The 23,147-nt window shown below is 57.7% G+C and carries 22 protein-coding genes and 3 pseudogenes; 9 read left to right on the plus strand and 16 right to left on the minus strand.

The window, feature by feature from the left end:
- Positions 1-15: 15 nt before the first annotated feature.
- The 9 genes from HJB91_RS15785 to HJB91_RS15825 are packed head-to-tail and all read right to left on the minus strand — an operon-like array spanning position 16 to position 7,637.
- Complete coding sequence (locus tag HJB91_RS15785) at positions 16-930, minus strand: hypothetical protein (protein WP_221155316.1); 915 nt, start codon at positions 928-930, stop codon at positions 16-18.
- Positions 927-1,532, minus strand: a complete 606-nt coding sequence (locus HJB91_RS15790; protein ID WP_311044442.1) for a VUT family protein — start codon at positions 1,530-1,532, stop codon at positions 927-929. The genes HJB91_RS15785 and HJB91_RS15790 overlap by 4 nt, the downstream gene beginning before the upstream one ends.
- Positions 1,504-2,205 (minus strand): 7-cyano-7-deazaguanine synthase QueC, encoded by a 702-nt coding sequence (gene queC, locus HJB91_RS15795; RefSeq protein WP_221155318.1) that lies wholly within the window; start codon positions 2,203-2,205, stop codon positions 1,504-1,506. Before queC ends, HJB91_RS15790 begins: the two co-directional genes overlap by 29 nt.
- A 14-nt stretch (positions 2,206-2,219) precedes the next feature.
- On the minus strand, positions 2,220-2,576 hold the full coding sequence (queD, locus tag HJB91_RS15800; protein ID WP_221155320.1) for a 6-carboxytetrahydropterin synthase QueD: 357 nt from the start codon (positions 2,574-2,576) through the stop codon (positions 2,220-2,222).
- Positions 2,573-3,205 (minus strand): 7-carboxy-7-deazaguanine synthase, encoded by a 633-nt coding sequence (queE, locus tag HJB91_RS15805; RefSeq protein WP_221155322.1) that lies wholly within the window; start codon positions 3,203-3,205, stop codon positions 2,573-2,575. Before queE ends, queD begins: the two co-directional genes overlap by 4 nt.
- Positions 3,202-4,320 carry a DGQHR domain-containing protein DpdB gene (gene dbpB, locus HJB91_RS15810; protein ID WP_221155324.1) on the minus strand — a complete coding sequence of 373 codons (1,119 nt, stop codon included), beginning with the start codon at positions 4,318-4,320 and terminating at the stop codon, positions 3,202-3,204. Before dbpB (HJB91_RS15810) ends, queE begins: the two co-directional genes overlap by 4 nt.
- Positions 4,238-5,605: a tRNA-guanine transglycosylase DpdA gene (gene dpdA / locus HJB91_RS15815; protein ID WP_221155325.1), complete on the minus strand. Its 1,368-nt coding sequence runs from the start codon at positions 5,603-5,605 to the stop codon at positions 4,238-4,240. Before dpdA ends, dbpB (HJB91_RS15810) begins: the two co-directional genes overlap by 83 nt.
- On the minus strand, positions 5,602-6,726 hold the full coding sequence (dbpB, locus tag HJB91_RS15820; RefSeq protein ID WP_221155326.1) for a DGQHR domain-containing protein DpdB: 1,125 nt from the start codon (positions 6,724-6,726) through the stop codon (positions 5,602-5,604). The genes dpdA and dbpB (HJB91_RS15820) overlap by 4 nt, the downstream gene beginning before the upstream one ends.
- Positions 6,723-7,637, minus strand: coding sequence for a DUF6884 domain-containing protein (locus tag HJB91_RS15825; RefSeq protein WP_221155327.1), 915 nt, complete (start codon positions 7,635-7,637; stop codon positions 6,723-6,725). Before HJB91_RS15825 ends, dbpB (HJB91_RS15820) begins: the two co-directional genes overlap by 4 nt.
- Positions 7,638-7,954: 317 nt before the next feature.
- Between HJB91_RS15825 and HJB91_RS30750 the strand changes: the two are divergent.
- Positions 7,955-9,170 (plus strand): annotated as a pseudogene (locus HJB91_RS30750) (Na/Pi cotransporter family protein); the annotation flags it as partial.
- A 1,288-nt stretch (positions 9,171-10,458) separates the two neighbouring features.
- Here the strand turns inward: HJB91_RS30750 and HJB91_RS15845 are convergent.
- Entirely contained in the window at positions 10,459-10,674 is a 216-nt protein-coding gene (locus HJB91_RS15845; protein WP_221155329.1) for a hypothetical protein, read from the minus strand.
- Between the two features lie 637 nt (positions 10,675-11,311).
- Here HJB91_RS15845 and HJB91_RS30755 point away from each other — a divergent pair.
- Positions 11,312-11,722 carry a hypothetical protein gene (locus HJB91_RS30755; protein ID WP_259669899.1) on the plus strand — a complete coding sequence of 137 codons (411 nt, stop codon included), beginning with the start codon at positions 11,312-11,314 and terminating at the stop codon, positions 11,720-11,722.
- Positions 11,723-12,490: 768 nt separating this feature from the next.
- Here HJB91_RS30755 and HJB91_RS15855 read toward each other — a convergent pair.
- The 4 genes from HJB91_RS15855 to HJB91_RS15870 all read right to left on the minus strand — a co-directional run bounded on the left by HJB91_RS15855 (position 12,491) and on the right by HJB91_RS15870 (position 15,025).
- Complete coding sequence (locus tag HJB91_RS15855) at positions 12,491-13,210, minus strand: SDR family oxidoreductase (protein WP_221155331.1); 720 nt, start codon at positions 13,208-13,210, stop codon at positions 12,491-12,493.
- 238 nt (positions 13,211-13,448) lie between these two features.
- Positions 13,449-14,093, minus strand: coding sequence for an HD domain-containing protein (locus HJB91_RS15860; RefSeq protein WP_221127820.1), 645 nt, complete (start codon positions 14,091-14,093; stop codon positions 13,449-13,451).
- A gap of 45 nt (positions 14,094-14,138) precedes the next feature.
- The gene (locus HJB91_RS15865; protein WP_221127819.1) at positions 14,139-14,588 is read right to left on the minus strand and encodes a carboxymuconolactone decarboxylase family protein; all 450 of its coding nucleotides are present in this window, start codon (positions 14,586-14,588) and stop codon (positions 14,139-14,141) included.
- 11 nt (positions 14,589-14,599) lie between these two features.
- The gene (locus tag HJB91_RS15870) at positions 14,600-15,025 is read right to left on the minus strand and encodes a cupin domain-containing protein (RefSeq protein ID WP_221127818.1); all 426 of its coding nucleotides are present in this window, start codon (positions 15,023-15,025) and stop codon (positions 14,600-14,602) included.
- 90 nt (positions 15,026-15,115) lie between these two features.
- Between HJB91_RS15870 and HJB91_RS15875 the strand changes: the two genes are divergently transcribed.
- Positions 15,116-16,531: a PLP-dependent aminotransferase family protein gene (locus HJB91_RS15875; protein WP_221127832.1), complete on the plus strand. Its 1,416-nt coding sequence runs from the start codon at positions 15,116-15,118 to the stop codon at positions 16,529-16,531.
- A gap of 14 nt (positions 16,532-16,545) precedes the next feature.
- Here HJB91_RS15875 and HJB91_RS15880 read toward each other — a convergent pair.
- Positions 16,546-16,833, minus strand: a pseudogene (locus tag HJB91_RS15880) (helix-turn-helix domain-containing protein); the annotation flags it as partial.
- Between HJB91_RS15880 and HJB91_RS15885 the strand changes: the two are divergent.
- Positions 16,833-17,015, plus strand: a pseudogene (locus tag HJB91_RS15885) (IS3 family transposase); the annotation flags it as partial. The pseudogenes HJB91_RS15880 and HJB91_RS15885 sit on opposite strands and share 1 nt — an antisense overlap.
- A 159-nt stretch (positions 17,016-17,174) precedes the next feature.
- Positions 17,175-18,353 carry a Fic family protein gene (locus HJB91_RS15890; protein ID WP_221127817.1) on the plus strand — a complete coding sequence of 393 codons (1,179 nt, stop codon included), beginning with the start codon at positions 17,175-17,177 and terminating at the stop codon, positions 18,351-18,353.
- A gap of 504 nt (positions 18,354-18,857) precedes the next feature.
- Here the strand turns inward: HJB91_RS15890 and HJB91_RS15895 are convergent.
- The gene (locus tag HJB91_RS15895; RefSeq protein ID WP_259667116.1) at positions 18,858-19,223 is read right to left on the minus strand and encodes an SDR family NAD(P)-dependent oxidoreductase; all 366 of its coding nucleotides are present in this window, start codon (positions 19,221-19,223) and stop codon (positions 18,858-18,860) included.
- Between the two features lie 356 nt (positions 19,224-19,579).
- On the opposite strand from HJB91_RS15895, the gene HJB91_RS15900 reads away from it, so the two are divergent.
- From HJB91_RS15900 to HJB91_RS15915, 4 genes are all read left to right on the plus strand, one after another.
- Complete coding sequence (locus HJB91_RS15900) at positions 19,580-20,194, plus strand: cupin domain-containing protein (protein ID WP_097600263.1); 615 nt, start codon at positions 19,580-19,582, stop codon at positions 20,192-20,194.
- A 135-nt stretch (positions 20,195-20,329) separates the two neighbouring features.
- Positions 20,330-21,271 (plus strand): substrate-binding domain-containing protein, encoded by a 942-nt coding sequence (locus tag HJB91_RS15905; RefSeq protein ID WP_221155334.1) that lies wholly within the window; start codon positions 20,330-20,332, stop codon positions 21,269-21,271.
- 70 nt (positions 21,272-21,341) lie between these two features.
- On the plus strand, positions 21,342-22,139 hold the full coding sequence (locus HJB91_RS15910; protein WP_097600231.1) for an ATP-binding cassette domain-containing protein: 798 nt from the start codon (positions 21,342-21,344) through the stop codon (positions 22,137-22,139).
- Positions 22,136-23,146 carry an ABC transporter permease gene (locus tag HJB91_RS15915; protein WP_221140748.1) on the plus strand — a complete coding sequence of 337 codons (1,011 nt, stop codon included), beginning with the start codon at positions 22,136-22,138 and terminating at the stop codon, positions 23,144-23,146. Before HJB91_RS15910 ends, HJB91_RS15915 begins: the two co-directional genes overlap by 4 nt.
- Position 23,147: the final 1 nt, after the last annotated feature.

Consider the following 23,147-nt stretch of genomic DNA (forward strand, 5'->3'; position numbering starts at 1 on the left):
CTCGCGCGACCCGTGTCAGGGCGAGGTGTTGCAAGGCTGGCCGTTTGCTGCCGTGGAGACATTGTTTCCACCAGTGATGCACACCGAGGAGATCGGCGTTTCTATTCGAATCACCGGATTAGACTCCTTTTTTACCGGCTGCACAAAGGCAAATACGAAAGCCGTTACGATAATCCAAAAGAATAGGGTCTTGATCGCCCAGGACTGGATTCGCTGCGCCGGCTCTAGAAACCTCACTTTATCAGCGACCTTGGCGGCGATCAGATAGGTTTCGACGATATAGTTTCTAAGGTATTCCGTGCGCAGTTCCGGTGCGACTTTTTTCGGATCGGCGGGATCAACGAAGGCTTTTGCCCACCGGTTTGGTTGAGTGCGCGAGATCCCCATCCAAAAGAGCATCGAGACCGGAGGCTTGTCCTTCGCTGCTGCTCTTGGATAGCGGAAGCGAGCCCTGATCGCATGAAACGTCACCAGGGCTCCGGACGTGGCGAGCAAGGCAAACGCTGCGAAGAGCAGATAACTGGCGAGAACCAGGACGCTGTTGATTGCTGACCATTTATCCGCCCACGAGATGATCGAGAGCGGATAGCCATCCGCGAGCCGATTGAAGGCAAGTCCGGAGAACGCGGACATGAAGGTCAAGATGGTGAGCAGACGCGTCGCTTTTCCGTCCTGATAGTCGGTCTGGGCAGTGACTTCGTCGAGAGACTCGCGAGCGACCTTCAACGCAGCCTCAAGGGAGACTTTGTCAGGCGCCAACTGATTGACCTCGGCACCGATTGCTTCGATCGCTTCCTTGTCGGTAAGCGTCCGGAGCTTGCCGGGGGCGCGATTGTCGTCGGCTCGAGGAAAGAAGGAGATAGACTTACCCCAAATGGCCTCAAAAACGGCCTGGATGCATCCCAATTTATCCTCGGCCTCTGTCGTCATGCTGCCATCAGCCCCAATCGCCGGTCTCGGTTGCGGATCCAGAATAGTATTGGAAGCGCCAATACAACCATGATCAATTTCCCTAGAACCTGTCCAGCCAGAAAATCAAGCGAACCGAATGCCAGCCAAAGAAACATCACGCTGTCGACGACGAGGCCGACAATGCTGCTTGCAAAGGCCGCTTTGACCAGGCCCTTTTTCTGGAGAGGCGTGAACACCAGTAGGTCAGCAAACTCGGAGGTAAGGAAGGCGCTTGCAGAGGCCAGCGCCAAAGACGGCGCCGTGAAGGTCGTCGACAGGAAAGCGCCAACAACGATCGCCCCAAGCGACCACAAAAGGCCGAGGCGACGCTGCACCAGGTCACGCAGAACGAGCGCGAGACCGACAAGCAAGACACCGCTTGGTGCCGTCAGACCAAGGCCGACGGGGATCAGGCAGGGACCGTCCGGCACGCAGATCGTGCCAATATGGCCGATCATATAATTGGCGAGCGGGATACAGGCGGCGAAGCCAGCCAGAAAAATCCCACCCTCTATCCATTGTCGGTTCCGCGTATTCATCCCGCTCTCCATTTCACACTTCTTCCGCGATGAACTTTTCATAGCCTTTCGCCCGCAGGTCGCAGGCCGGGCATAAGCCGCAGCCGTAACCCCAATCATGAAACTCGCCACGCTCGCCAAGATAGCAGGTGTGGCTGTCCTCAACGATCACATCCACCAGCGGCCGGCCGCCGAGATCCTTGGCCAACTGCCAGGTCTGCGTTTTGTCGATCCACATCAGGGGTGTGTCGAGCACGAACCGCTTTTCCATTCCGATATTAAGTGTCACCTGCAAGGCCTTGATCGTATCGTCGCGGCAATCGGGATAGCCGGAATAATCGGTCTCACACATGCCGCCGACGATATGCTTCAGATCGCGCCGATATGCCAAAGCCGCGGCAAAGGTCAGGAAGATCAAATTACGGCCCGGCACGAACGTGTTCGGAAGTCCAGATTCGGCAATCTCGATCTGCATGCCACTCGTCAGCGCAGTGTCCGAGATCTCACCGAGTGCGGCGAGCGAGATCGTGTGATCATCCCCAAGGCGGTCCGCCCAGACTGGATTGAGCGCGCTGATTTTAGCGCGCAGCGTGTCTCGGCATTCCAGTTCGATCCGATGGCGCTGACCATAGTCGAAGCCGACAGTCTCTACGCGCTCAAAGCGATCGAGAGCCCAGGCAAGGCACGTCGTTGAGTCTTGGCCGCCCGAGAAAAGCACCAGTGCAGTCGTCGACATCGCACGCTCCCTGTTTAATCGCCTTCATACTCCGCCCAGCAGGACGGTGTTTCGAACACTTTCACCGAATTCAACTCATCGAGCAGCGGCTTGACCTTTTGCCAGATCCAGACCGCGATATTCTCGGCCGTCGGGTTTTCGAGGCCGTCGATATCGTTGAGTGTATGATGATCGAGTTGCTCGAGAACTGGCCCGAAGACTTTCTCCACATCAAAGAAGTCGATCACGAAACCGGTCTGTGGATCGACGGCCCCTTTCAGTTGCAGTTCGACCCGGTAGGAATGCCCATGCATGCGATGGCACTTGTGCGTCGAGGGCACGTGCGGCAGTCGGTGGGCGGCCTCGAATGTGAATGCTTGGGTGATTTTCATGGGATCCCGATCATTTTGTGTGTCTGTAGGCTGAGCCGCCAGCGGGGGTTTTCAAGGCAAAACGCCGTCACCGCTGCGATGTTTTCGACCCGGTCTGGCCCGTCCATGGGCTGTAGGAAGTAATGCTCGAAGGTGACCTCGGGCAGATCGTCGGGAAGCAACTCCGCCTGGGGGTAGACGAGCTTCAATTCGTTTCCGGATCTGAGATTGAGCGGCGCGCCGGCCTTCGGACTGACGCAGATCCAATCGACGCCCCTTGGGGATTCGATTGTTCCATTCGTCTCGATCGCGATCTCAAACCCGTGTTCGTGAACCGCGGCAATTAGGACGTCATCGAGTTGAAGAAGAGGCTCGCCGCCGGTGAAGACGACATAGCGCCGGTTCGTCACGCTCCCCCATGTCCGGGCGATTGCCGATGCCAGTTCCGCCGCGTCGCGGAACTTGCCGCCGCCCTCGCCATCCGTGCCGATAAAGTCAGTGTCGCAGAACTGGCAAACCGCTTTATGCCGATCCTCTTCGCGACCGGACCACAGATTGCAGCCGGCGAACCGGCAAAATACCGCAGTGCGCCCGGCTTGGGCGCCTTCGCCTTGTAGCGTCTTGAACAGTTCCTTGACTGCGTAGATCATGACATCCCCGCGACCTTCTGAACTTGGTCTGCAGATCCGTTTTGCCCGTGGCTGCGCCGCCGCCTTACGTCCGCCCGGACAAGGCCGACGAGATATTGCGCCAGCGTGACGATGTCTCGGTTGACGTTCTGCACGGACTTCCAGTGGCGCTTGTCGTTCTCTGCGAAGTTCCATTCGCCCGAAGTCCAAGCTGTGTTGTCGACCAGGCAGGCGAGCCCTTTTGCAAAGTCGTCGAAGGTTCGCGCGCCATCGAGAAGAACGAGGATTTCCATCACGTAGCCGAGTGCCATGATGCCGGCACCATGAACGAGCCTCGATGTCTTCGGCGTGTGGTTCTTCCATTCGTCCTTAAAGACGTATTGAACGGCCTTGTAGAAGTCGCTGATCAGCTTGAAGCATAGATCCGCACCGTCAGGTTCGCGGATCAGTTCGCGCATAACGCCGTCGCTCAAAGAGTTGATGATCACACGCTGGATCGCCGTGTCTCTGATCAGCCCGCCCGGGTTGGTGTGCTGATAGATCTGTCCCTTCAGCGATGAGGCCTCGTCGTAATTTAAGCGCGCTGCGATATCTGCGGCAACCGAACGGTCGCCCAGACGGCGCGGCAGGCCGGTCACCGTCGGAAGCAGTTCATAGATCAGCGACTTCGGAAGAGGCCGCGTATTGTTAATCAGCACAAACTGCCGACGCAGTTCCTCGTCGTCGCGGCAAAGAATCGCCGAAACGAACACCTGAAAATCCTTCTCATGGACCTGGCCGAGCGCCGTCAAACGTTGCTGACCATCGACGACCATGCCCGGAGCCCCGGATGCGATGTCGATCTCGACCATGCAGCGCCCGTCTGCACCCTGGCCGCTAATTTCGACATTGGTTGTGAAAGCGACGACGATCGGGTTTGGAAGGATCGCCTCCGGCTTTTCCAGATAGTCCCGTATTTCTCTGATATGGCCCGCAATCTGCGGACGCTGAAAACCGCTCAAGCCGCCTTCGGCATCGCGCGCCACCCGTTCGATGACGGCAAATTTATGCAGGTCAGACGCTAGCGCTGCAAACGAAAGAACTGTGTGCGCTTCGCTCTGTCTGGCTCTGATTGCTGGAAATTTCAGTATCGTCATTTCGCCCACTGTTACTCGGGAGTTGGTCGACTAGGGTGTCGTAGACACCCAGATTGTGTATGCCACGTCTTTTGTTTCGGTTGCTGGCACGGAAGATGACAACCTCGATCGACAGCGCAGAACAGATCGGACACGAGCACCGTTTCCAAGGCTTGTCAGTCAAGGTGCGCTTATACTTCTCGCGCAGGTCCTTGACCGCCTTCGCCCCCGGCAATTCGTCGATCGTCGCGCCGATGACCGCTGGGGTCGCGTAGGCGAGGACCGTATCGAGCGTCGCCTCGAGTTCCGCCTCGCCCCGATCATATGATCGAAGTGCGCCAAGAGCGCTCTTTTCCATCGAGACGAGTTGCTCCTGATTGAGCACGCCGCGCTTGGCGAGACGCATGAGTTTCGGATTCTCAAGCGCCTGCGGCACCCGGATCGCGGTATAGTAGTCGAGCTTGCCCGTTTTTGTCGGCAGGTAATAATTGGCTTTGGCGTCCTTGAACGCGCGGATCAGTGGCGAGGTCGTGTCAAAACTCGTAATGTTGAACGAGCCGAAGGTATCGATCTCGTCGGCCTTCGCGAAACCAAGGATGTGAAGCCGCGTATGTTCCGGAATGACGTCGCGGATTGCCACTAGGCATGCCTTGATCTGCGATGCCTTTAGGGGAACGGTACCACCAAGCGCCAGGTAGTCGTAACCCATGGCAACCAACCGGCGGGCGCCCTCGGCCATGCTCCCCGGCGACCATCCTTGAATGACGCCCATCGGCGTGAAGCGGTTCGACATATGCTGGGTCGCCGTGCGAAATGCGGACGCATTTTCGAGCGTGATTTCAAAGCGGCGTCGCGCTTCCTCAGTTCCGCCCTCGAAGCCTTTGAGGCTTTCGTCAAAGTCGAAGATAATATGGTCGACCGAGCAGCCGTGGGTGAAGCGCGCGTCGTCATAAAATTCAGCAGTGTCCTCAGGCGTATAAGGCGGCTTGTCTTCCTTGTGGTAGGTGAAGGCGCCGCAGTCCCCGAAGATTGGAAGACTGGCGAATTGCGGTTTGTCCAGGCGCAGGAATTCCCGTGCCCCCACGCGGCGGAAGCGCATCGCTTGAGCTTCAGTGTATTTTCCTCCGACAACCGCACCGCCAACGATGCCGCGCGAGACGAGCATCCCTTTATACGGCGCATAGCCCATGATTTCATGGGGGTAGGCATCATCCCAGTAGGGCGTGCGGCCTTCAGAGTATCGATCTCTGATGAAGTCGTAACCTGGATCGACATGATCGAGACTGTCGGCAAAAATGAACTTCATCGTGTCGGCCTCGATAGTCTGCGGTCGAGTTGCATGAGGTGATCGGCAAGCAAGCGGTTGTGCTGCGGTGTCCCCTGGATCTCGTTCCACTGCAGGCCGAGACCTTCCCACGTCCCTTCTGTCCAGGCGCAAAGGGGCGCGATCCGCTGCAGCGCCTCCCTGACTTCGGTTTCCGGTGTCGCCGAGCTGTCGGCGCGCAACATGACCTGATCCATCAACGCGCCCATCGCCTTGATGCCGGCGGAGTGCATCAGTCGGCTTTCGGTCGGCTGCTTGCCCCAGGCGTCCGGAAAAACATCTCGGACGGCCGACCAATAGAGGACTAGGCTCTCATACATTGCATCAGGGTTAGAGGCGTCCGCGGCAAGCTTATATTGGCTCAGCGCGCCATACGGACCCTTAAGGTTCTGCTTGATTGCGGCGATCAAGGCCGTGTCGTTAACGACGCTCTGCTCGTTGCCGGCGTCAGAAGCACGTCGGATGAGGCGATAGAAGGGCGATTTTTGTTGTCTGTTGAGAAGGTTGCAAAGCTCGCTCGGGAGGCGATTAGCCGCCAGATCCTTCGGCAGCAGAGAGCCGACTTCTGGAAGGAGTTCGTTGATCAGCCGGACATCCAAGGCTTTGACCTTGTTGACCAGAATAAATTGCTCGCGATGGACCTGCACGTCCTGAGACACGAAGCCAACGACTGGAACTGGAAATCGACTATCTTTCGCTTTCGCCAGTGCAAGGGAACGTTGCTGGCCATCGACGATCCAGGCAGCCCGCTCGCCGTCTTTTCTCAGGGGAATATTCAGTGTTCCAGATTGGCCAACCTCCGTCAGCCCTTTGGGCTTTGGACCACGCGAGACGTCGAACGATACATCGGAGGAGAGGGCGAGCGTGATCGCGTTCGGAAATAGGACCGGGCCGCTGTCCAAAAATTCCACAATCGCTTTGACGTGGCTTCGAATCTCTTTCCGTTGAAAGCCCTTCAGATCTTTTTCATCGCGATGGATCCGGCTGATGTCAGCAATACGTGTCAGATCGGAGCCATGCAGGAAGAAGGCGTAGACATCCACCCCGTCCCCCTGTTGGGTTCTGACGGCCCGAACCATGAGAGTGTCGTGGACGCCCGTCATCGGGCCCTCTCTTCGCGTATCTCGGCAGCCAATCGTGAAAACCGCTTTTGCTCGCAGGCAATGTTTAACTCGTCCCGCAGAATTCGAAGAAGCTTTGTTGAGCGTCCGCCGGCGCGCGTCCATTGATCCCGGACGACCGACTTTAATTCCGCATCGGACATACGAGCACCAGCTTTCGCAACCGGGCGTGTCCAGGTCGACAAGGCGGCTTCCACCAGTTCACGGTGGGTTTCGGCTGTCGCATGGGGAGCCCTTAGCAGGATTTCCTCGACGAAATGGCGAACAGATCGAGAGGCAAAATCTGATTTGGTGCCGGGCAGTGGACTTTGGGGGCCGTCGAAACGGTCATCATAGGGAAGACGCGCGAGTTCCAGTCGCAGATCCAGGTCGGGCGCGTCGCGACCGCCAACGATCCTGATCCTGTCGCATGCTTCGTCGGTGAGGGATGAAAGCGCTGGAGCAATCATGCGAAGATAAGGGGAGGGCAGCGCAAGCACGATGAGACTGTCTAGCCGGTCAAACACTTCCTGAAGCGTTTGGGTGCCGCCGAGCGCCGTCCACCAGTCGGCTTCCGAGCGACTGTCCACGATTTTGTCCAGAACGCAATCTGGGCTGCCTTTTGACACGGTCAGATTGTAAGACGGCACCTCATCGTTCCCATGCACCAGCCCAAGCCCCGCTGAGACGATGTATAAGGCCGCTTGCGCTGCTTGTGCCGCCTTCGTCGCCTCGACAAACGATCGACCGCTGTAAAGTTCCCGGGCACGTCCGACGGAGCGAGCCTTCTTGCGCCGAGCGTTCCACGCCGCAGCGACGTCCTCTAGGGCGCCTTTGGGTAAATCGCGGGCGCACAGGAACGGATTGTGGGTAACCCGCTTTCTTTGCGTGCAGGCGGTGAGGATTACGGGCATAATGGGCGTCTCTGTGGGGTGTCACCCATTTACTGGAGCAACCGATGTTAGAAGTGCAGATAACTGCGCCGCGGCATTCGGGTCAATATAGAAACTGCACTCGCCATTACGTGTCCCCCAAAAACTGCGCGCTGAGTTGCAACTCTCTGCAATTTTGGCTTGGATATCGAAATCTTGTTGATGCGTCGCTCTGGGCGTGTCGCTTGTCTGGACGGCTGCTCTCCTGGGAAGAACAGATAGGTTCCTTCCTTGAGCGGACTCCTCTGCGGGAGGTGGCCGTGCGGAGGCAGAAAACGTGTCTTCCATGATCGTCATCTGGCCTGATGCTACTGTCGCTTCATCTTTTAAGCAGTGCCCACCGGATCGACGCGCCAGTCGCCGGCATTGGCGGCCTTCATCGGCCTGCTCGACAATGTCTGGCCTGTGGCGCTTGCCTTCTCCGCCAGTATCGCCTTCATCTCCTCGTCCAGCCTTGCCGCCGTAGTCCTGATACTGTCGCTCGCATCGACCAGCGTCCTGTAGGCCGGCCTGGTCATCGTGCTCGTTCTCGGTGCCAACCTCGGCAGCGCAATCCCGCCATGTCATCGCCTCACTTTCGGGGCGCGCCTCCGCAAAACGCGTTGCGTTGGCAACCTGATCGTGCGGACCGCCGGCTGCATAATCGCACTGCCGCTTGCAGGCTATGGCGCCGAACTTCTGGAGATGCTGCCGCTGGCGCCCGCTAAGCTGCCGGTCGACGCCCATCTCAGCTTCAACCTCATTCTTGCGGCGCTCGCCTGGCCATTCTCACGCCTTTTGTCGCGGCTGATGCTGCGGCTCGTTCCGGAGGAAGCCCGGACCGACAAGGTGCCGATATATCTGGACGGCCGGGAATCTTGACGCCGGTTTGTCGCCCTTGCCAGCGCCACCCGCGAGATCCTCGGCGTCGTCGACATCATCGAACGCATGCTGATGCGCGCCTCCGAAGCCTTCGAATGCAACGATCCGTCCAGGCTGAAGGAAGTTCCCGCGCTCGAAAGCCAAGTCGATAGCCTGCAGCAGGAGAGAAGATCTACCTTTCCAAGCTCGGCTGCGAAGGTCTCAGCGAAGAGAACGGCCGTCGCTCGATCGTCATCATCGACTAGGTCATCAACCTCGAGGATATCGACGTATTGAAAAGGACTGCTTCCGCAGGGCGCCAAGAAGGCCTAGCTCGCCTTGAACTTCTCTGACGAGTGGTACGAGGAACTGAAGCAGCTCTTCGACCCTACCCTCAACAACCTGCGCGTCGCCCAAATGATTTTCATCACGCGTGACTTCAATCTCGCCAAACAACTAGTGCAGGTGAAGGTCGAGGTGCGAAGGATGGAAAAGCAGTCGGCAGAAAGCCATCTGGAACGCTTGCGCGACGGCCGCGCCGACAGCCTGCAGAAAAGCGCGCTGCATCTCGACATATTGCGCGACCTCAAGCGCACCAACCCCCACATCGTCTCCGTCGCACATCCGATCCTCGACGAAAGCGGTCTCCTCACCGAGAGCAGGCTTCGCAATGCAGTTGATGATCGGCCACGAACGACGCTTGCCGCGTTGAGCACCGTCACCGCCCAAATCCTGGGGGAGAAGCCATCAGCCAGTACGCGGCGATTTGCGTGCGCAATCCCCCAACGGTGTCGAGATCTTGCTGATCACCAGCCGCGACGGCGATCGCTGGGTCAATCCCAAAGGTTGGGGGATGGCGACGAGGAAGCCCCATCACGTCGCGGCCCAGAAGCTTGGGAAGAGGCCGGCGTAGTCGGCAAGGTCAAGAAGAAACCTATCGACTTCTACACATACATCAAGAGGCTGCGCAATGGCGATTTGGTTCCCTCGCTCGTTCAAGTCCACCTGCTGACCGTTCTCAGCCAGAAGTTTCCCGAAGGCGGTCAGAGGACCCAACGATGGTTTTCACCGCATGACGCGGCAGGTATGGTCGATGAACCCGAACTTGGGTCTCTGCTGAAACGTGCCAGTGCTTTCGCGCAGGCGTAACGCCCTCAGTGGCCGCTTCGGCCAAGCTGGCGTCAGTCCTTAGACAGGCATCTCCAAGTGAAGGTTCCCATGGGAAAGGATCCGTCGTCGTAGTTCTTCTGGCCTGAGCCGGATTGATTTACCTGGGTGTCCTGCCCGAAACCATCAAGGAATATTGACTGCAACCCGACTGGGCCTGTTAAATATGCGCCTCCAGATCCCCAACTGGAGACAGCGCCTCCGCTGCTGCCCCATTGGGACTGATCGTCAGGTTTCCAACTATCCTGGAAAGGAATGGCACTGTCGACGATTGTGAGATTGGCTTGCGATCCGTCGGATGCAGTCAGTTGGACGCGATAATCCGTGCTCATATCGAAAACCTTTCGCAGCGGGTGTAGCAACGTTCAAAGTATTGCGGCGTAAACGTCATCAATTTCCAAGCGCAGGAAATCTGCTATATTTATAGCTGCGTATTCTCAACTTTACAACCCGGGTTTTTGTCGAGATTGCGAGGTCGCGATGCTACCGAAAGGCTGACCAATCTACATCCGCATTATCGCCGCCGGTGCCAAACGTCTTCACCAATGCCAAGCTTCATGACCGGATCTTCACTTCGTTCCTTGAAGCTGAAGTCGCGGATTTTCATTGAGACCGAGTGAGATCGTCCCGGCGCTCTTCGAGGTGCTTAAAATAGTATATTAGTCATCCTTGACATGCGCCTCTGGGAGGATCATCTAATTTAAAGTCCTACGGTCGAGGAAAAGGGCCATGCTGAAGAAAATTCTGGTACTGATCAAGAAAGACTTGAGTACACTGGCAAGGAAGTTGTCCGACTTCATTTCGGGCAAAAAGCACCCTTTGCGGCACTGACAAGTACGGAATAATTTTGGTTGAAGCCCTGTATTTGGTGCGGCGGTTTAGCCATGCTGCTTGCCTTTTCGACAAAGGCTTTGGCGTTTTCCTGGTGAAAGGATGCGACGTCATCACAAAGTATCTCAGGTAGAGCCGTACCGGCGGCCAGGCCTTCAAAAACATCGTCATAGGCGTTCAATTTCGAGAAGATCGACCATCTAACCTTGGTTGCTTCGTCAACCGTAAGCGCTTGCGCAGTTCTTGGGCCACTACCCAAACATCTCATCAATGCCTCAGTCGCCGCGGGTTCCGCGTATATCATCTCCGCGTTGTGTTGTTGGAATAAGCGCCCGTAGGAATCCGGGCCGAGTTGATTGGCGAACGACAGACACTCGTTTGAGGTTGGATTGGCATTCGATTCGACTGCAAACCCTGTCGCTAGCGCATTCGAATTGGCAGCCTTGCTGTAGATGTTTGCGTAATAGGCAAATACTGCGCTGATAATAGCGACGACAAGCCCGAGATGGCGACCACAAGAGCCCAAAAATCAAACTTTGCGAACGACAATTCGGCCCCTCTCGGAGAGGTTAAATCTATTCAGAAAGTATCTCTGGAAGAACAGCAAAGTCAATTGCCTGTATTGCAGCACCGGCACCTCTCTCGACTGCTTGCCGAATAAGCGAAGTGCTTCGTTGTCGGCGCGATAGAGCGCGGCCAAGGAACCGCGGCCTCGCTGAGAAAACGCAGTGCTGGCGTTATGGTTTTTCGATCCTTATTCTGGACCGAGGCTCCGAGCCTTCGCCATTTTTCGATGGGCTTGAATGGAGGGAGATTGGATGATTCGAGGCGCGATTTATATCGACGATTCCGGGAACCCAGGCGCGGAGTCGGGTTCGGACTTTCTGCCGTCGGCCCGCAAATCCTGGACGGCAGTCATCGTGCCATCTGTGATCGCCGCGCGCGTCCAGGCGGGAATGGATATTTTCCTGAATGGCGTGCGCGACGAATTCGGGGTTGCCGAGTTGCACTTCACGGAGATCTTCAGCAACAAGGGCGCGTGGAGGCGGGTTTCGGTTCAAAGACGCGCCGAGGTCATCAAACTCATGGCAGTTGTGATGGCCAAGCTCGGCCTTCCCATCGGTGAGGGGTCGCACGGGCGATTGGGACCTCGAAGATATTTCGCACCTGGGGCTTTTAATGTTGTGCTCGGAGGTCTCTCGCCATATCCGCACCATGGCAGGCGATAGCCCGCATGACTTCAATCTGCCATTTCCACTCTACATCGATGAAGGCATGATGCCTGCGGGAGGCGAGCGAATCCTTCCGAATTGGGGAGACGTGATTGAGGGTCCCAAGGCGTGCTTCCGCAACTCTGCCGACGTTGCCGGCCTCCAGTTGGCAGATTTCGCTGCCTTCGTCATAAACAGATCCCAATGGATATCTGCCACGAGGACACCCGGGCCGATCAGTCATGCTGAAGAAGTGATCCTACGAGCGGCCGCCGGGCTGAACATAATCAACCTTCCATTCCATAGGGTCGCGCCGGAGGAGTTCGGTCGAGAAGCCTATGAGGAGAGACTTGTTGCTGACCGGATTGCCAAGGGGCTGACGCCACGACCATCGAAGCGAATTTGAACCCGCGGTCGTGGTGGGTATCCGGTGCAGTCACGCTGCTTGGCAGTGCCTCACCGCCCGAGTTGTCGGTCAAAACCGCCGAAGCTCTAATCGCCGGATGAAAATTCAGTGGCTGGTCAACGCATCGAAACTTCCTCCGGACGATCGATTTTCTGGCCCGGTGGGGGCTGATACTAGTACTATAGCGGCTAGTCGACATCCGCTTCAGCCAGGGATTTCCAACATCGCTGGTCTGAGATCTTTCCCTAGCTTGTTGCTAGCGTGTTCACGTTCTGGGCCATGAATATCGCATAATGGATCGATTGGAAATGGCTGTGTGCCAACGAATGGAAAAATCACCAATCGCCAAACATATCGAGACAGGAAGGGGATGCAGTGCGTCAGCTCGCGCTCCTCCCGACCGAGCCACCGCCGTCAACGAACAGAATCTGTCCGGTGATGAAGCCTGCGTCTTCAGAAAGAAGGAAGTCGATAGCTGCCGCAATTTCTTCTGGTCTGCCGAGACGGCGCATAGGAATCATCGAAAGGAAACGTCCTTCGGCAACGCTCCCGACGGGCGTGTTGCGGCGGAACATTTCAGTTTCGGCGGGGCCCGGTGCGACGGCGTTAACAGTTATTCCGCTGCTTGCAAGCTCTATTGCCCAGGTACGCGTAAGGCTGTTTACCGCAGCCTTCGCAGCTGCATACCCGCTGCGAAGTGGCGTCCCGGTCGTCACCATGCTGCTGACGTTTACGATTCTGCCCCAGCCTTTTGCCTTCATTGTCGGCAGAAGAGCCTGCACGGTCTGGATCGTTGGATGCAAGTTGATACGAAGCATGTCCTCCAAATCAAGAAGGTCGATTTCACCCACCGCGTGAAGGCGTGCCAATCCGACATTGTTGACCACGCCATCGAAGGAGTAGAGTTGCGCTAATTCCCTGAATGCTTCCTCTGACGCCTCTGTATCGTTGAGATCAACCGAGACCAAAGTACCAGGGAAGTCAGGATCCTTTCCGCGTGCAATGCCGACCACATGGTGGCCTGCGGAGGCGAGGCGATTTGAAAGTGCGCGACCGATGCCCTTGCTTGCACCAGTCACCAGGAAAATTCGTTCAGTCATGTCTGTACCTGTCATCGTAAAAATCACGTGATTGCGGAACCGTTTGAGGGGCGCACCTGAGGATTCTGCAGATGGTTTATGCGGCGAGGTTGCCGTCTGGTCGTCCTCCGGAGCCGGTAGAACGCGGTGACGAAATCCGCCCCGACGTCTGCCTCCCGTCGGGATTTCGTGAGATGCAGTTGCAACGGAAGGCCCCCTGGTGTCCGCTGACGCTTCTGCCTCACGCTCCAGGAAGGTTTCAGTGTTCCCAGTGCGAATGGCAGATAACCGAGCACATATTAACCCGCTTGAACTGCGGATCCCTTGCGGCAAGGAAATCGTCGTTGAAGGTTCCGAAGGTGGTTTCGGGTCTGTGTTTCATGCCTTGGTAGAACGCGTCGATGATCCCGGCCTTGAAGTCGGCTTCACGAGGAAACGCGGTGACGACCGCATTACGCTGCGCCTCTGTGTAATGTTCGAATCCTCTCCCGGCGACGTCCATCCCGGCTCCAGCCTGGAGCAGCGCAATTTCTGGACGCATGAACTCTGGAATTCCGGGCGTCGTATGCAAGGCGACCGCGTTCCACACCGTTTCGATGTCGCCCTCCGAGATGCCGCGCGCATGCAGGAAGTCGCGCGCGGCATTTGCCCCATCCACTTCGAAGCGAAGGCGGCTTTTTGCAAACTGCGCCGTTAGTCCCAGATCATGGAACATGGAGGCGACGAAGAGCAGTTCGGGATCGTAGACGAGCCGCTTGCTTTTCCCGCTCATGGCTCCCCAGAAGTAGACGCGACACGAATGGTGAAAGAGCAGCTCGCTCTCCGTGTCGCGTATAAGCTGGGTCACATCCCCTGCCAGCTTGCTGTCAGGAATGCGTATACCGGCTATCTCCAGTGGGATCATGGCTCGCTCCATTCACTGGTTGGTTGGAACCGGCCGTCGGCCGATTTACCGCACTGCCTGCGGCGTGTTGCGAAAGCTGATGGCCATGCGATTATAGCTGTTCATCAGGCTGATCGCGATGGTGAGGTCGACAAGCTGCTTCTCGTCGAAGACCTTCCGCGCTGCCAGATAGGCGCTGTCAGGCACGCCAGTCTGTGCGACGAGGGTGACGCTCTCCGCCCACGCGAGAGCCGCACGCTCCGTCTCGGAGAATAGGTTGCCGCCCTCTTCCCAGGCCTGCAAGAGGGCCAACTTCTCTATGTTGACGCCTCGCTTGATAAGCTCGCGGGTGTGCATGTCGAGGCAGTAGGCACAGTTGTTGATCTGCGATACGCGCAGATAGACGAGGTCGACGAGTTCTCCCGGTAAGCCGCTTTGGGTGACGTAGCCATAGACCCCGCCGAGTGCCTTCGCTCCATTTGGTGCGATCTGGTTGTAATCAAGCCTCTGTGTCATGTCGGTTCTCCTTAGTTTTGCGTCACTGGGAAAGTGAGCCTTGTTTCGCTGGCATCGGTGATGAAGACGGCAAGCAGTCTGGCTGGCTCCGTCGAGCTCGCGTTGCGGCTGACGGAATGAACTGTGTCAGGCGGCTCCGACCAGCCTTCTCCGGCCTTGTAGATGCGAGCCGGGCCGTCGTTGACCTTCGACTCGACCCGGCCGGAAAGGACGTAGGCATAGATGAAGGCCGACTTGGCATGGGTATGCGGCTTGGAAGCCGCACCGGGCTCGTAGTCGACTTCGACTGCGACAAGCGACTTACCCGGTACGTTGGGGATGGCTTCCCGGAGCCTGGGGGTGACCGTCTCGGACCGCGGATCATGCGCCGATGCCTGCGACGCCATGATCCAGGACATTGCCGCGACGGCGACGGGCAACAGGTTTTTCATCTTCATGAGTGTGCTCCTTTCGATGGCCTGAAGATGCCGCTGCCGTGGCATAAAAAAAAGAACCAAGAACATGCAGAAACAGTGTACCATGAACCCATGGGGACCAAGCTTAGCCTTTCCATCGACCGCTCCGCATCGACATCGCTCTCGGAACAGATTCACTCCGGAATCAGGAAGGCGATCGAGGACGGCGTCCTGGAACAGGGAGCGCGCTTGCCTTCCTGGCAGGATCTTTCGGCCGAGCTTGGGGTTGCGCGCGGAACCGTCCGGGTCGCCTATGACAGGCTTGCTGCAGCGCAGCTGATCGAGGCTTCAAGGGCGGCGGGCACCCGCGTGGCGCAGCGGCCAGGTGCCGTTGCGGATATGCAGACGCGGGTAGATCCAGGTGCGTTCATGCAAATGTATCTGGAAATGACGCAGGGACCCGCGTTCTTCCAAATGGGCGTCCCTGCGACCGACGTCTTTCCCGCAACATTGTTTGCCCGTCTGTATGGCCAGGCCGTGCGAGCCGGTGCGAGCGCGCCGCTGCTCTACCCGGATCCGCGTGGGGAGCTAGAGCTGAGACGCGAGATCGCCTCCTTTCTGGCCATAGCCCGTGGCATGAACTGTTCGCCGGACCAGGTGATGGTGACCAATGGATATGCTGCAGGTCTGGGGCTTGCACTCGGCGCCCTAAAGCTGGCCGGACATCCCGCTTGGCTGGAGGAGCCTAGCTTTCCCTGGTCGAGAAGAGGCGTCGAACTGGCCGGTCTCTCAGTCGCACCGATCCCGGTCGATGCGCAGGGCATCGACGTGGAACACGGTATGCGCTCATGCCCCGGCGCGAAGCTCGCGGTTGTCACGCCGGGACAGCAGGCACCTCTGGGCCATACCTTGTCCCTGGGACGCCGTCTGCTTCTGCTCGACTGGGCAGCGGCGAATGGTGCATGGATTGTGGAAGACGACTACCTGAGCGAACTGCAGCTGACAGGCAGGGCAGCCCCCGCTCTTGCCTCGCTGGATCGAGCCGGGCGTGTCATCCACATCGGCTCTTTCAGCAAGACCATTAGCCCGGCGCTCAGGCTCGGCTTCGTCATCGTACCCCATGCACTGGTGCCGTTGTTCGCGGAGACGGCCGCCTGTCTCATGCCGGCGCCTGGTCCCGCAGTGCAGATGGCTGTCGCAGAGTTCATCAGGGAGGGCCACTATCTGAGGCACATACGCCGCATGAAGCGTCTCTATGCCTCGCGACAGCAGGCCGTGCTTGCTGCCCTTCCAAGCTCCGATTGCGTCGTTGATGTTTCGACACCGGGTCTCGCGGTCCTGCTCAAGCTGCGGGACGACATTTCGGACGTCGCCGTGGTCAGCGAGGCTCTCCCATTCGGTCTGTTTCCAGCACCGCTTTCGACGTGGTTCGCGTCGTCAGCAAGCGCTCAGCCGGGGCTGCTTCTGGGCGTCGCGAGTGCTCCCCAGAGAAATCTCCGCGAGGCCTGCCGCCGGCTTCTGGAGCTGGCCGAACGGTCGCGGCTTTAGGTGTGGCCACCCAATCACCGCGTGTTCCGAAAGCTTGCGCGATACTGAGCTGGAGTGACCGCGAGCCGTTGCGTGAAGACGGCCCGCAGCCTGTCGGCCGTGCCAAATCCGCAGTCGTAGGCCACCGTCTTCAGCTGAAGATCGCTACCCTCGAGCAGGTTCCTCGCGGCATCTACTCTTGCCCGCTCCACGAACTCATGCGGGGTGCAGCCTGTGGCCTGCACGAAGTGTCGAGCAAGGCTGCGTGTGCTCATTCCGACAAGGTTTCCCAGAGACTCAAGCGTGTGGCGTTCGCGCAGATGACAATGCGGTGGCCGAGAGCTTCTTCAATGTTCTGAAGCGAGAGAGGATACGTCGCAGGGTCTACCGTTCACGCGATGAAGCTCGCCAGGATGTGTTCGACTACATCGAGATGTTCTACAACCCGAAACGCAAGCACGTCAGAAACGGAATGCTGTCGCCCGTCGAGTTCGAGAAGCAGTAGAAAATCTAACCCGAGGGTGTCTACGAAACTCGGGGCTATTCAGCCTGCGCTTGACGCAATGACAACGGTCTACGTTAATTAAGCGCGCTTACCTAAGCTTGAGGCTTATTTAAATAAAGGGGCTCTTGCTTAAATAACGGACGGAATTCATATTAGGCTATGTCTGATTCCGAACCTAATTTGCGCCTGGGCCGTTTTGTCAAAACAACGGCAGCGAGCGAAACAGTGCGGGCGTTCGTGCCTCCGCCATTGCCGCCCGAGCCATCCATCGATGTCCTTTCGCTATTGGAGCGCCTCAGTCTGGCAGAGCGTGCGCTAGGTCGCCTGGATGGCATCACAATGCTGCTCCCGCGCCAGGAGTTATTCCTCTACATGTATGTAAGAAAGGAGGCAGTTCTTTCCTCGCAGATTGAAGGCACACAGTCGACGCTTTCCGATCTTTTGCGGTTTGAGACCGAGGCTCAAGCGGGGCAACCGGTCGATGATATTCGTGAGGTTTCCAATTACGTTGATGCGATGATGTACGGTTTGGAGCGTTTGGAAACGCTGCCAATGTCATTGCGCCTGATCCGAGAGATGCACGCACGACTGCTGCAAAGCGGGCGGGGAGGCACTAAGGATCCAGGAGAGTTTCGGCGCTCGCAGAATTGGATTGGAGGCACGCGACCCGGCAACGCACTCTTCGTGCCACCACCCGTGACGGAATTGGGTGGCTGCCTAGACGCGTTCGAGCGCTTCATGCATGACGATCAATCACGGTTACCGGCTCTGATCAAAGCTGGCCTCCTGCATGTCCAGTTCGAAACGATCCATCCATTTCTCGATGGCAATGGCCGGATAGGTCGTCTGCTTGTCACTCTTTACCTGTGCATGAACGGCGTTCTACGCAAACCATTGCTCTACCTCAGTCTTTACCTCAAGGCCCATCGAAGCGAATATTATCGATTACTGCAAGAGGTCCGTGAACATGGAAACTGGGAAGCTTGGCTAGACTTCTTCCTGACAGGTGTAGCCGACACCGCCAACCAAGCATTTGAAGCTGCCACTCGGATTGTCGATCTTTTCAAGGAGGACAGGGAGAAAATCACAGTCGAGAGCGACCGAGCCGGATCGGCCCTTCGTATTCACGAACTCTTTCAGCAAAACCCCTTTCATACGGCAAATCAGGTCGTTCAAATGACAGGCCTTTCCGCGCCGACTGTCAATGCAGCGCTCGCTGACTTGGAGCGTTTGGGGATTGTCGACGAGGTGACAGGTCGCAAGCGTGGCCGTGTTTTCAGCTACCGTAGATATCTTGCAATCCTAAGCGAAGGCACTGATCCCCTGCCTGCTACGTGACTAAATCACGGATCGCAAGTTCGAATCTCTTCAAGAGCCTAACCAATTCAACAAAGCAGCTTTCAATCCGAGGCGGACAATTGGCCGCTGGTCGGCTCGTGAGTCCAGCAGACAAAGCCCACGATGCGACGGTCGTTTGGTGATAACGCGGCAGCAAGGCGGGTGCTACTGCCTAATGTTGTCTGATCGCGCCAAGCCGGACTAACGCATATCCGACGCCACCAATCTGAATCAAAAGGTCTGCTCTCATTTCTCTATCGGTGACCACCTTAATTTTGGTCCATTTGTCTACCTTGGTATCGAGCGGGAGAGGCAATCCTTCTCGCAGCAGGAGGGTAAGCTCAGGTGCTCTTTCCGACTTATAGATACAAATCCTCATCGAACGGAACCTTAACTGCACAGGTTTGTGACAGCTATATTGCAGTGCGTTATTAATTATTGCAATGCCGCAAAGCCATTCTGTGCAATGTGCCGAGGTTATGTTCCCGTACTCCTGTCCATCTACTACCGCTTCTTCCGGCTATGCGTATGAGCAAGCACTGCCTTGACATCCGCCGCGCTGCGCCTTGCGACCAGAAAAACGCGCCCCTGAGGTTGGTGCCGATGATCTTGTCCCAATTTGTTCATCGATCTCGAGCGAGGGAGATACCTGTTCGTACCCGCATTATTGACAAGGATATCGACAGCGCCAGCGATGTTTTCGAACTTGCTTAGCGTTTCGTCGATGGACGAAATATTTGTCACATCCTGGGCGCCCGTGATACAGGTCCTGCCAAGGGCTTCGATACTCGCTTTGGTTTCGATTAGCGAATTTTGATCGCGCCGTACGCAAATAACGGCACCCGCTTCGGCAAGCGCCAGCGCAATCATTGGCCCATGCCGCGGCTCGCACCAGTCACAACTGCCACTCTTCCTGCCAGATCGAACATCGTATTGGCCATGATGATCCCCTTGTTTTTGCGGGATAGAACCACCGTTCAACAATAATGTCTATACATGTACTAACAAAAAAGGGACATTCCGATTAGTCGACATTATAATCAGAAATCCCGGTCGGCAGCATGTTCACGCCGTCTGGCCCAAGCATTGTCGTCACCTTTTGTTTGATAGCCTTGCTCCACGCAAGCAGGCCTAACGTTCTACGCCTAAAGCATCCTAACTGGACAGCGCTTGCCTGAAGGATTTATGATTGTGGCACCGATCAATGCGATGCTTCTAACATGAATATGGTCAAGCCGCCTTTGCCGTCCGAAAGCAACCGAGAGGACAAGGTCCAATCGAATCCGGTGCGGCTTGGTGCACGCCTCAAGCTTGCGCGGCAGACGCGCGGCTTGACGTTGAAGGCACTGGCGCTGGCTGCGGATTGTTCAGAAAGCCTGCTGTCCAAGATCGAAAACGGCAAAGCTTCGCCCTCGTTGCCCATGCTGCACCGGCTGGTGCAGGCACTGGATTCCAATATCGGCTGGATGTTCGAGGAGACGGATGCCGATGAGGGGGTGGTATTTCGCGCTGGCACGCGACCGCTGATCTCGCTCGATCCGCTGCGGCGCGGCGAGGGCATATCGTTGGAGCGCATCATTCCCTATTCACAGGGCCATCTGCTCCAATGCAACATTCACCATATCGATGTGGGCGGCGAGAGCGCCGGGCCGATCCAGCATGTCGGCGAGGAAGTGGGCTACGTTCTTGTCGGCGAGATCGAACTGATGATCGGCGATAAGACCTTTCGCCTGGCCGCCGGAGACAGTTTCGTTTTCAATTCCGAACTGGCCCATTGGTATCGCAATGTCGGAAATCAGCGCGCCTCGATTTTCTGGGTAAATACCCCGGCAACATTCTGATTTAACTCAGGAAAAGTTGCGAGTTAACTTTTGTGATTGCTTGCATTCAAGTGACTTGACAATAATTCAAGTCACTTGAATAATGCCCCTGTAAATTCTGTTGCCGCCAGCGGCTTCTAACAAGGGGAACCTAAAATGGGTCGGACCAAATATCTTCTCGGCTGCGCTGCAGCTGCAGCCATGACGCTTTCCATGGGCGTTTCCAGCGCCTTTGCCGAAACATTCGCGCTCGTCACCATCAACCAGCAGGCACTGTTCTTCAACCAGATCAATGACGGTGCCAACGCCGCAGCCAAGGCTGCAGGCGCCGATCTCGTGATCTTCAACGCCAACAATGTGCCCGCGGCGCAGAACGATGCGATCGAAACCTACATCACGCAGAAGGTCGACGGCATCATTCTGGTTGCCATCGATGTCAACGGCGTAAAGCCGGCCATCACTGCTGCTAAGAATGCCGGCATTCCGGTCATCGCCATCGATGCGCAGATTCCGGAAGGGGACAACATCGCCTTCGTCGGTGTCGACAACACCGCAGCTGGCGCCGAGATCGGCAAGTTCTTCTCCGATTATGTGAAGAGCGACATGGGTGGTGCTGCAAAAGTCGGCGTCGTCGGCGCGCTCAACTCCTTCATCCAGAACCAGCGCCTTGATGGCTTCAAGGCAGCCGTGGGTAAGGGCGGCCAGAAGGTTGAGTTTTTGAATACCGTTGACGGCCAGAATGTGCAGGACGTTGCGCTGTCTGCCGCTGAAAACCTGATGACCGCCAATCCCGACATGACGGCACTCTACGCGACCGGCGAGCCGGCGCTGCTCGGCGCGGTATCCGCCGTTGCCAGCCAAGGCCGCGGTGATAGCATCAAGGTCTTCGGCTGGGATCTGACGAAATCCGCCATCGATGGCATCGACCAGGGCTTCGTGACGGCTGTGATCCAGCAGGATCCTGCCGGTGAGGGCAAGGCCGCGGTCGAGGCGCTCGTCAAGGTCAAGAAGGGTGAAAAGATCGAGCCGATCATCAACGTGCCGGTCACCATCGTCACCAAGGCGAACGTCGATCAGTATCGCGAAATGTTCAAGTAAGCCGAACTGCCGCCGCCGCCCGGCCTGACGATCAGGCTGGGCGGCCGGATTTCCAGCAAGGGCGTTGAATATGACCGACACGCAAGTCAGCCGCGTCCGCATGACCGGCATTTCCAAGCGCTACGGCGCTCTACAATCGCTCGACAACGCCTCACTCGACCTGAAGCCCGGGGAAGTCCTCGGTCTGGTGGGTGACAACGGCGCGGGCAAGTCTACCATCAGCAAGGTTCTCTCCGGCGCGGTGATCCCCGATGCCGGCACCATCGAGATCGATGGCAGGGAGGTTGCCTTCACCTCGCCGGCGGATGCGCGCGCAGCTCGGATCGAGATGGTCTACCAGGACCTGGCGCTCTGCGACACGATCGATGTCGCCGGCAATCTCTTCCTTGGTCGCGAGCCGAAACGACGGATAGCCGGCGTGCCGATGCTCGACAAGAAACTGATGCACGAGCGGGCGCGCGACATGCTCTCCAATCTCGGTATCGTCATTCCCGATACGCGCATGAAGGTGGAAAACCTTTCGGGTGGCCAGCGCCAGTCCATCGCCATCGGCCGCGCCGCATCCTTCAATCCGTCCGTGCTCATCATGGACGAGCCGACCGCGGCACTTGCCGTCGCCGAGGTGGAGGCGGTGCTCGAACTCATCCGCACCGTCTCGCAACGCGGCGTGTCCGTCATCCTCATCACGCACCGCCTTCAGGACCTTTTCCTCGTCTGCGACCGCATCCAGGTGATGTACGAGGGGCGGAATGTCGCCGAGCGCCGAATCGAGGACACCAATATCGAGGACGTCGTCAATCTCATCGTCGGGCGAAAATTTGCCGCCCGGTCCGCAGGCCATAACCGGGAAAAGGGCGTCTCCGCATGAGTTCCGAACCCAACGCCTATGCCAGCCATCCGCCCCGCATGCGCGAGGCAACGATCCTCGACAAGGTCGTGGCCAATGGCGGCGTCATGTCGATCGCGCTGTTCTTCGTCGTCTGTTGCCTGTTCTTTGCGGTGACGACCGATTCCTTCCTGACCGCGCCAAACCTTCTCAACGTCATCCGGCAGTCCGCCCCGCTGCTCATCGTTGCAGCCGCCATGACCTTCGTGATCACGACGGGCGGCATCGATCTTTCGGTCGGCTCTGTTCTCGCCTTGACGGCCACGCTTTCGGCGGCCGCCCTTCAGGCTGGTGTTCCCTGGCCGCTGGCTATCCTGCTGATGCTGCTTCTCGGCGGCCTTGTGGGCGTTATTCAGGGCTACTTCATCGCATATGAGCGTATCCCCGCCTTCATCGTCACGCTTGCCGGTCTTTCCGTGATCCGTGGTTTTGCGCTGCTCATCACCGGCGGTTATTCGATCCCGATCGAGCCGACCAGCCCCTTCGTGGCGCTTGGCCGCGCCTGGGTGTTCGGTATTCCCGCTCCGGCGCTGATCGCCATCGTCATCCTCGCCGTCGCCTACATCGCATTCAACGAAACCCATTTCGGTCGTTACGTCACGGGCGTCGGCGCCAATGCCGAGGCGACACGGCGGGCAGGCGTCAACACGCGCCGTGTCATCCTCTGGGTCTATGTGCTCTCGGGTACGGCGGCGGCCGCCGCCGGCGTCATCCTTTCCGCCCGTCTCGGTTCCGGCTCGTCGAATGCGGGACAGGGATTCGAACTCGATGTCATCGCAGCGGTCGTGCTTGGTGGCACCAGCCTCTTCGGCGGACGCGGCTCTCTCGTGGGGACCGTACTTGGCGCGCTCACCGTCGCGGTGCTCGCAAACGGCCTCATCCTGTCGCACCTCTCGCCCTTCTTCACGCCGATCGTCACCGGCTTCATTATCCTCGTCGCGATCTGGCTGAATTTCCGCCTGTTCCGCGGCGGCGCAAAGGGGCGCTGAA

It is taken from the genome of Rhizobium sp. NLR10b (assembly GCF_019685435.1).
Classification (GTDB): domain Bacteria; phylum Pseudomonadota; class Alphaproteobacteria; order Rhizobiales; family Rhizobiaceae; genus Rhizobium.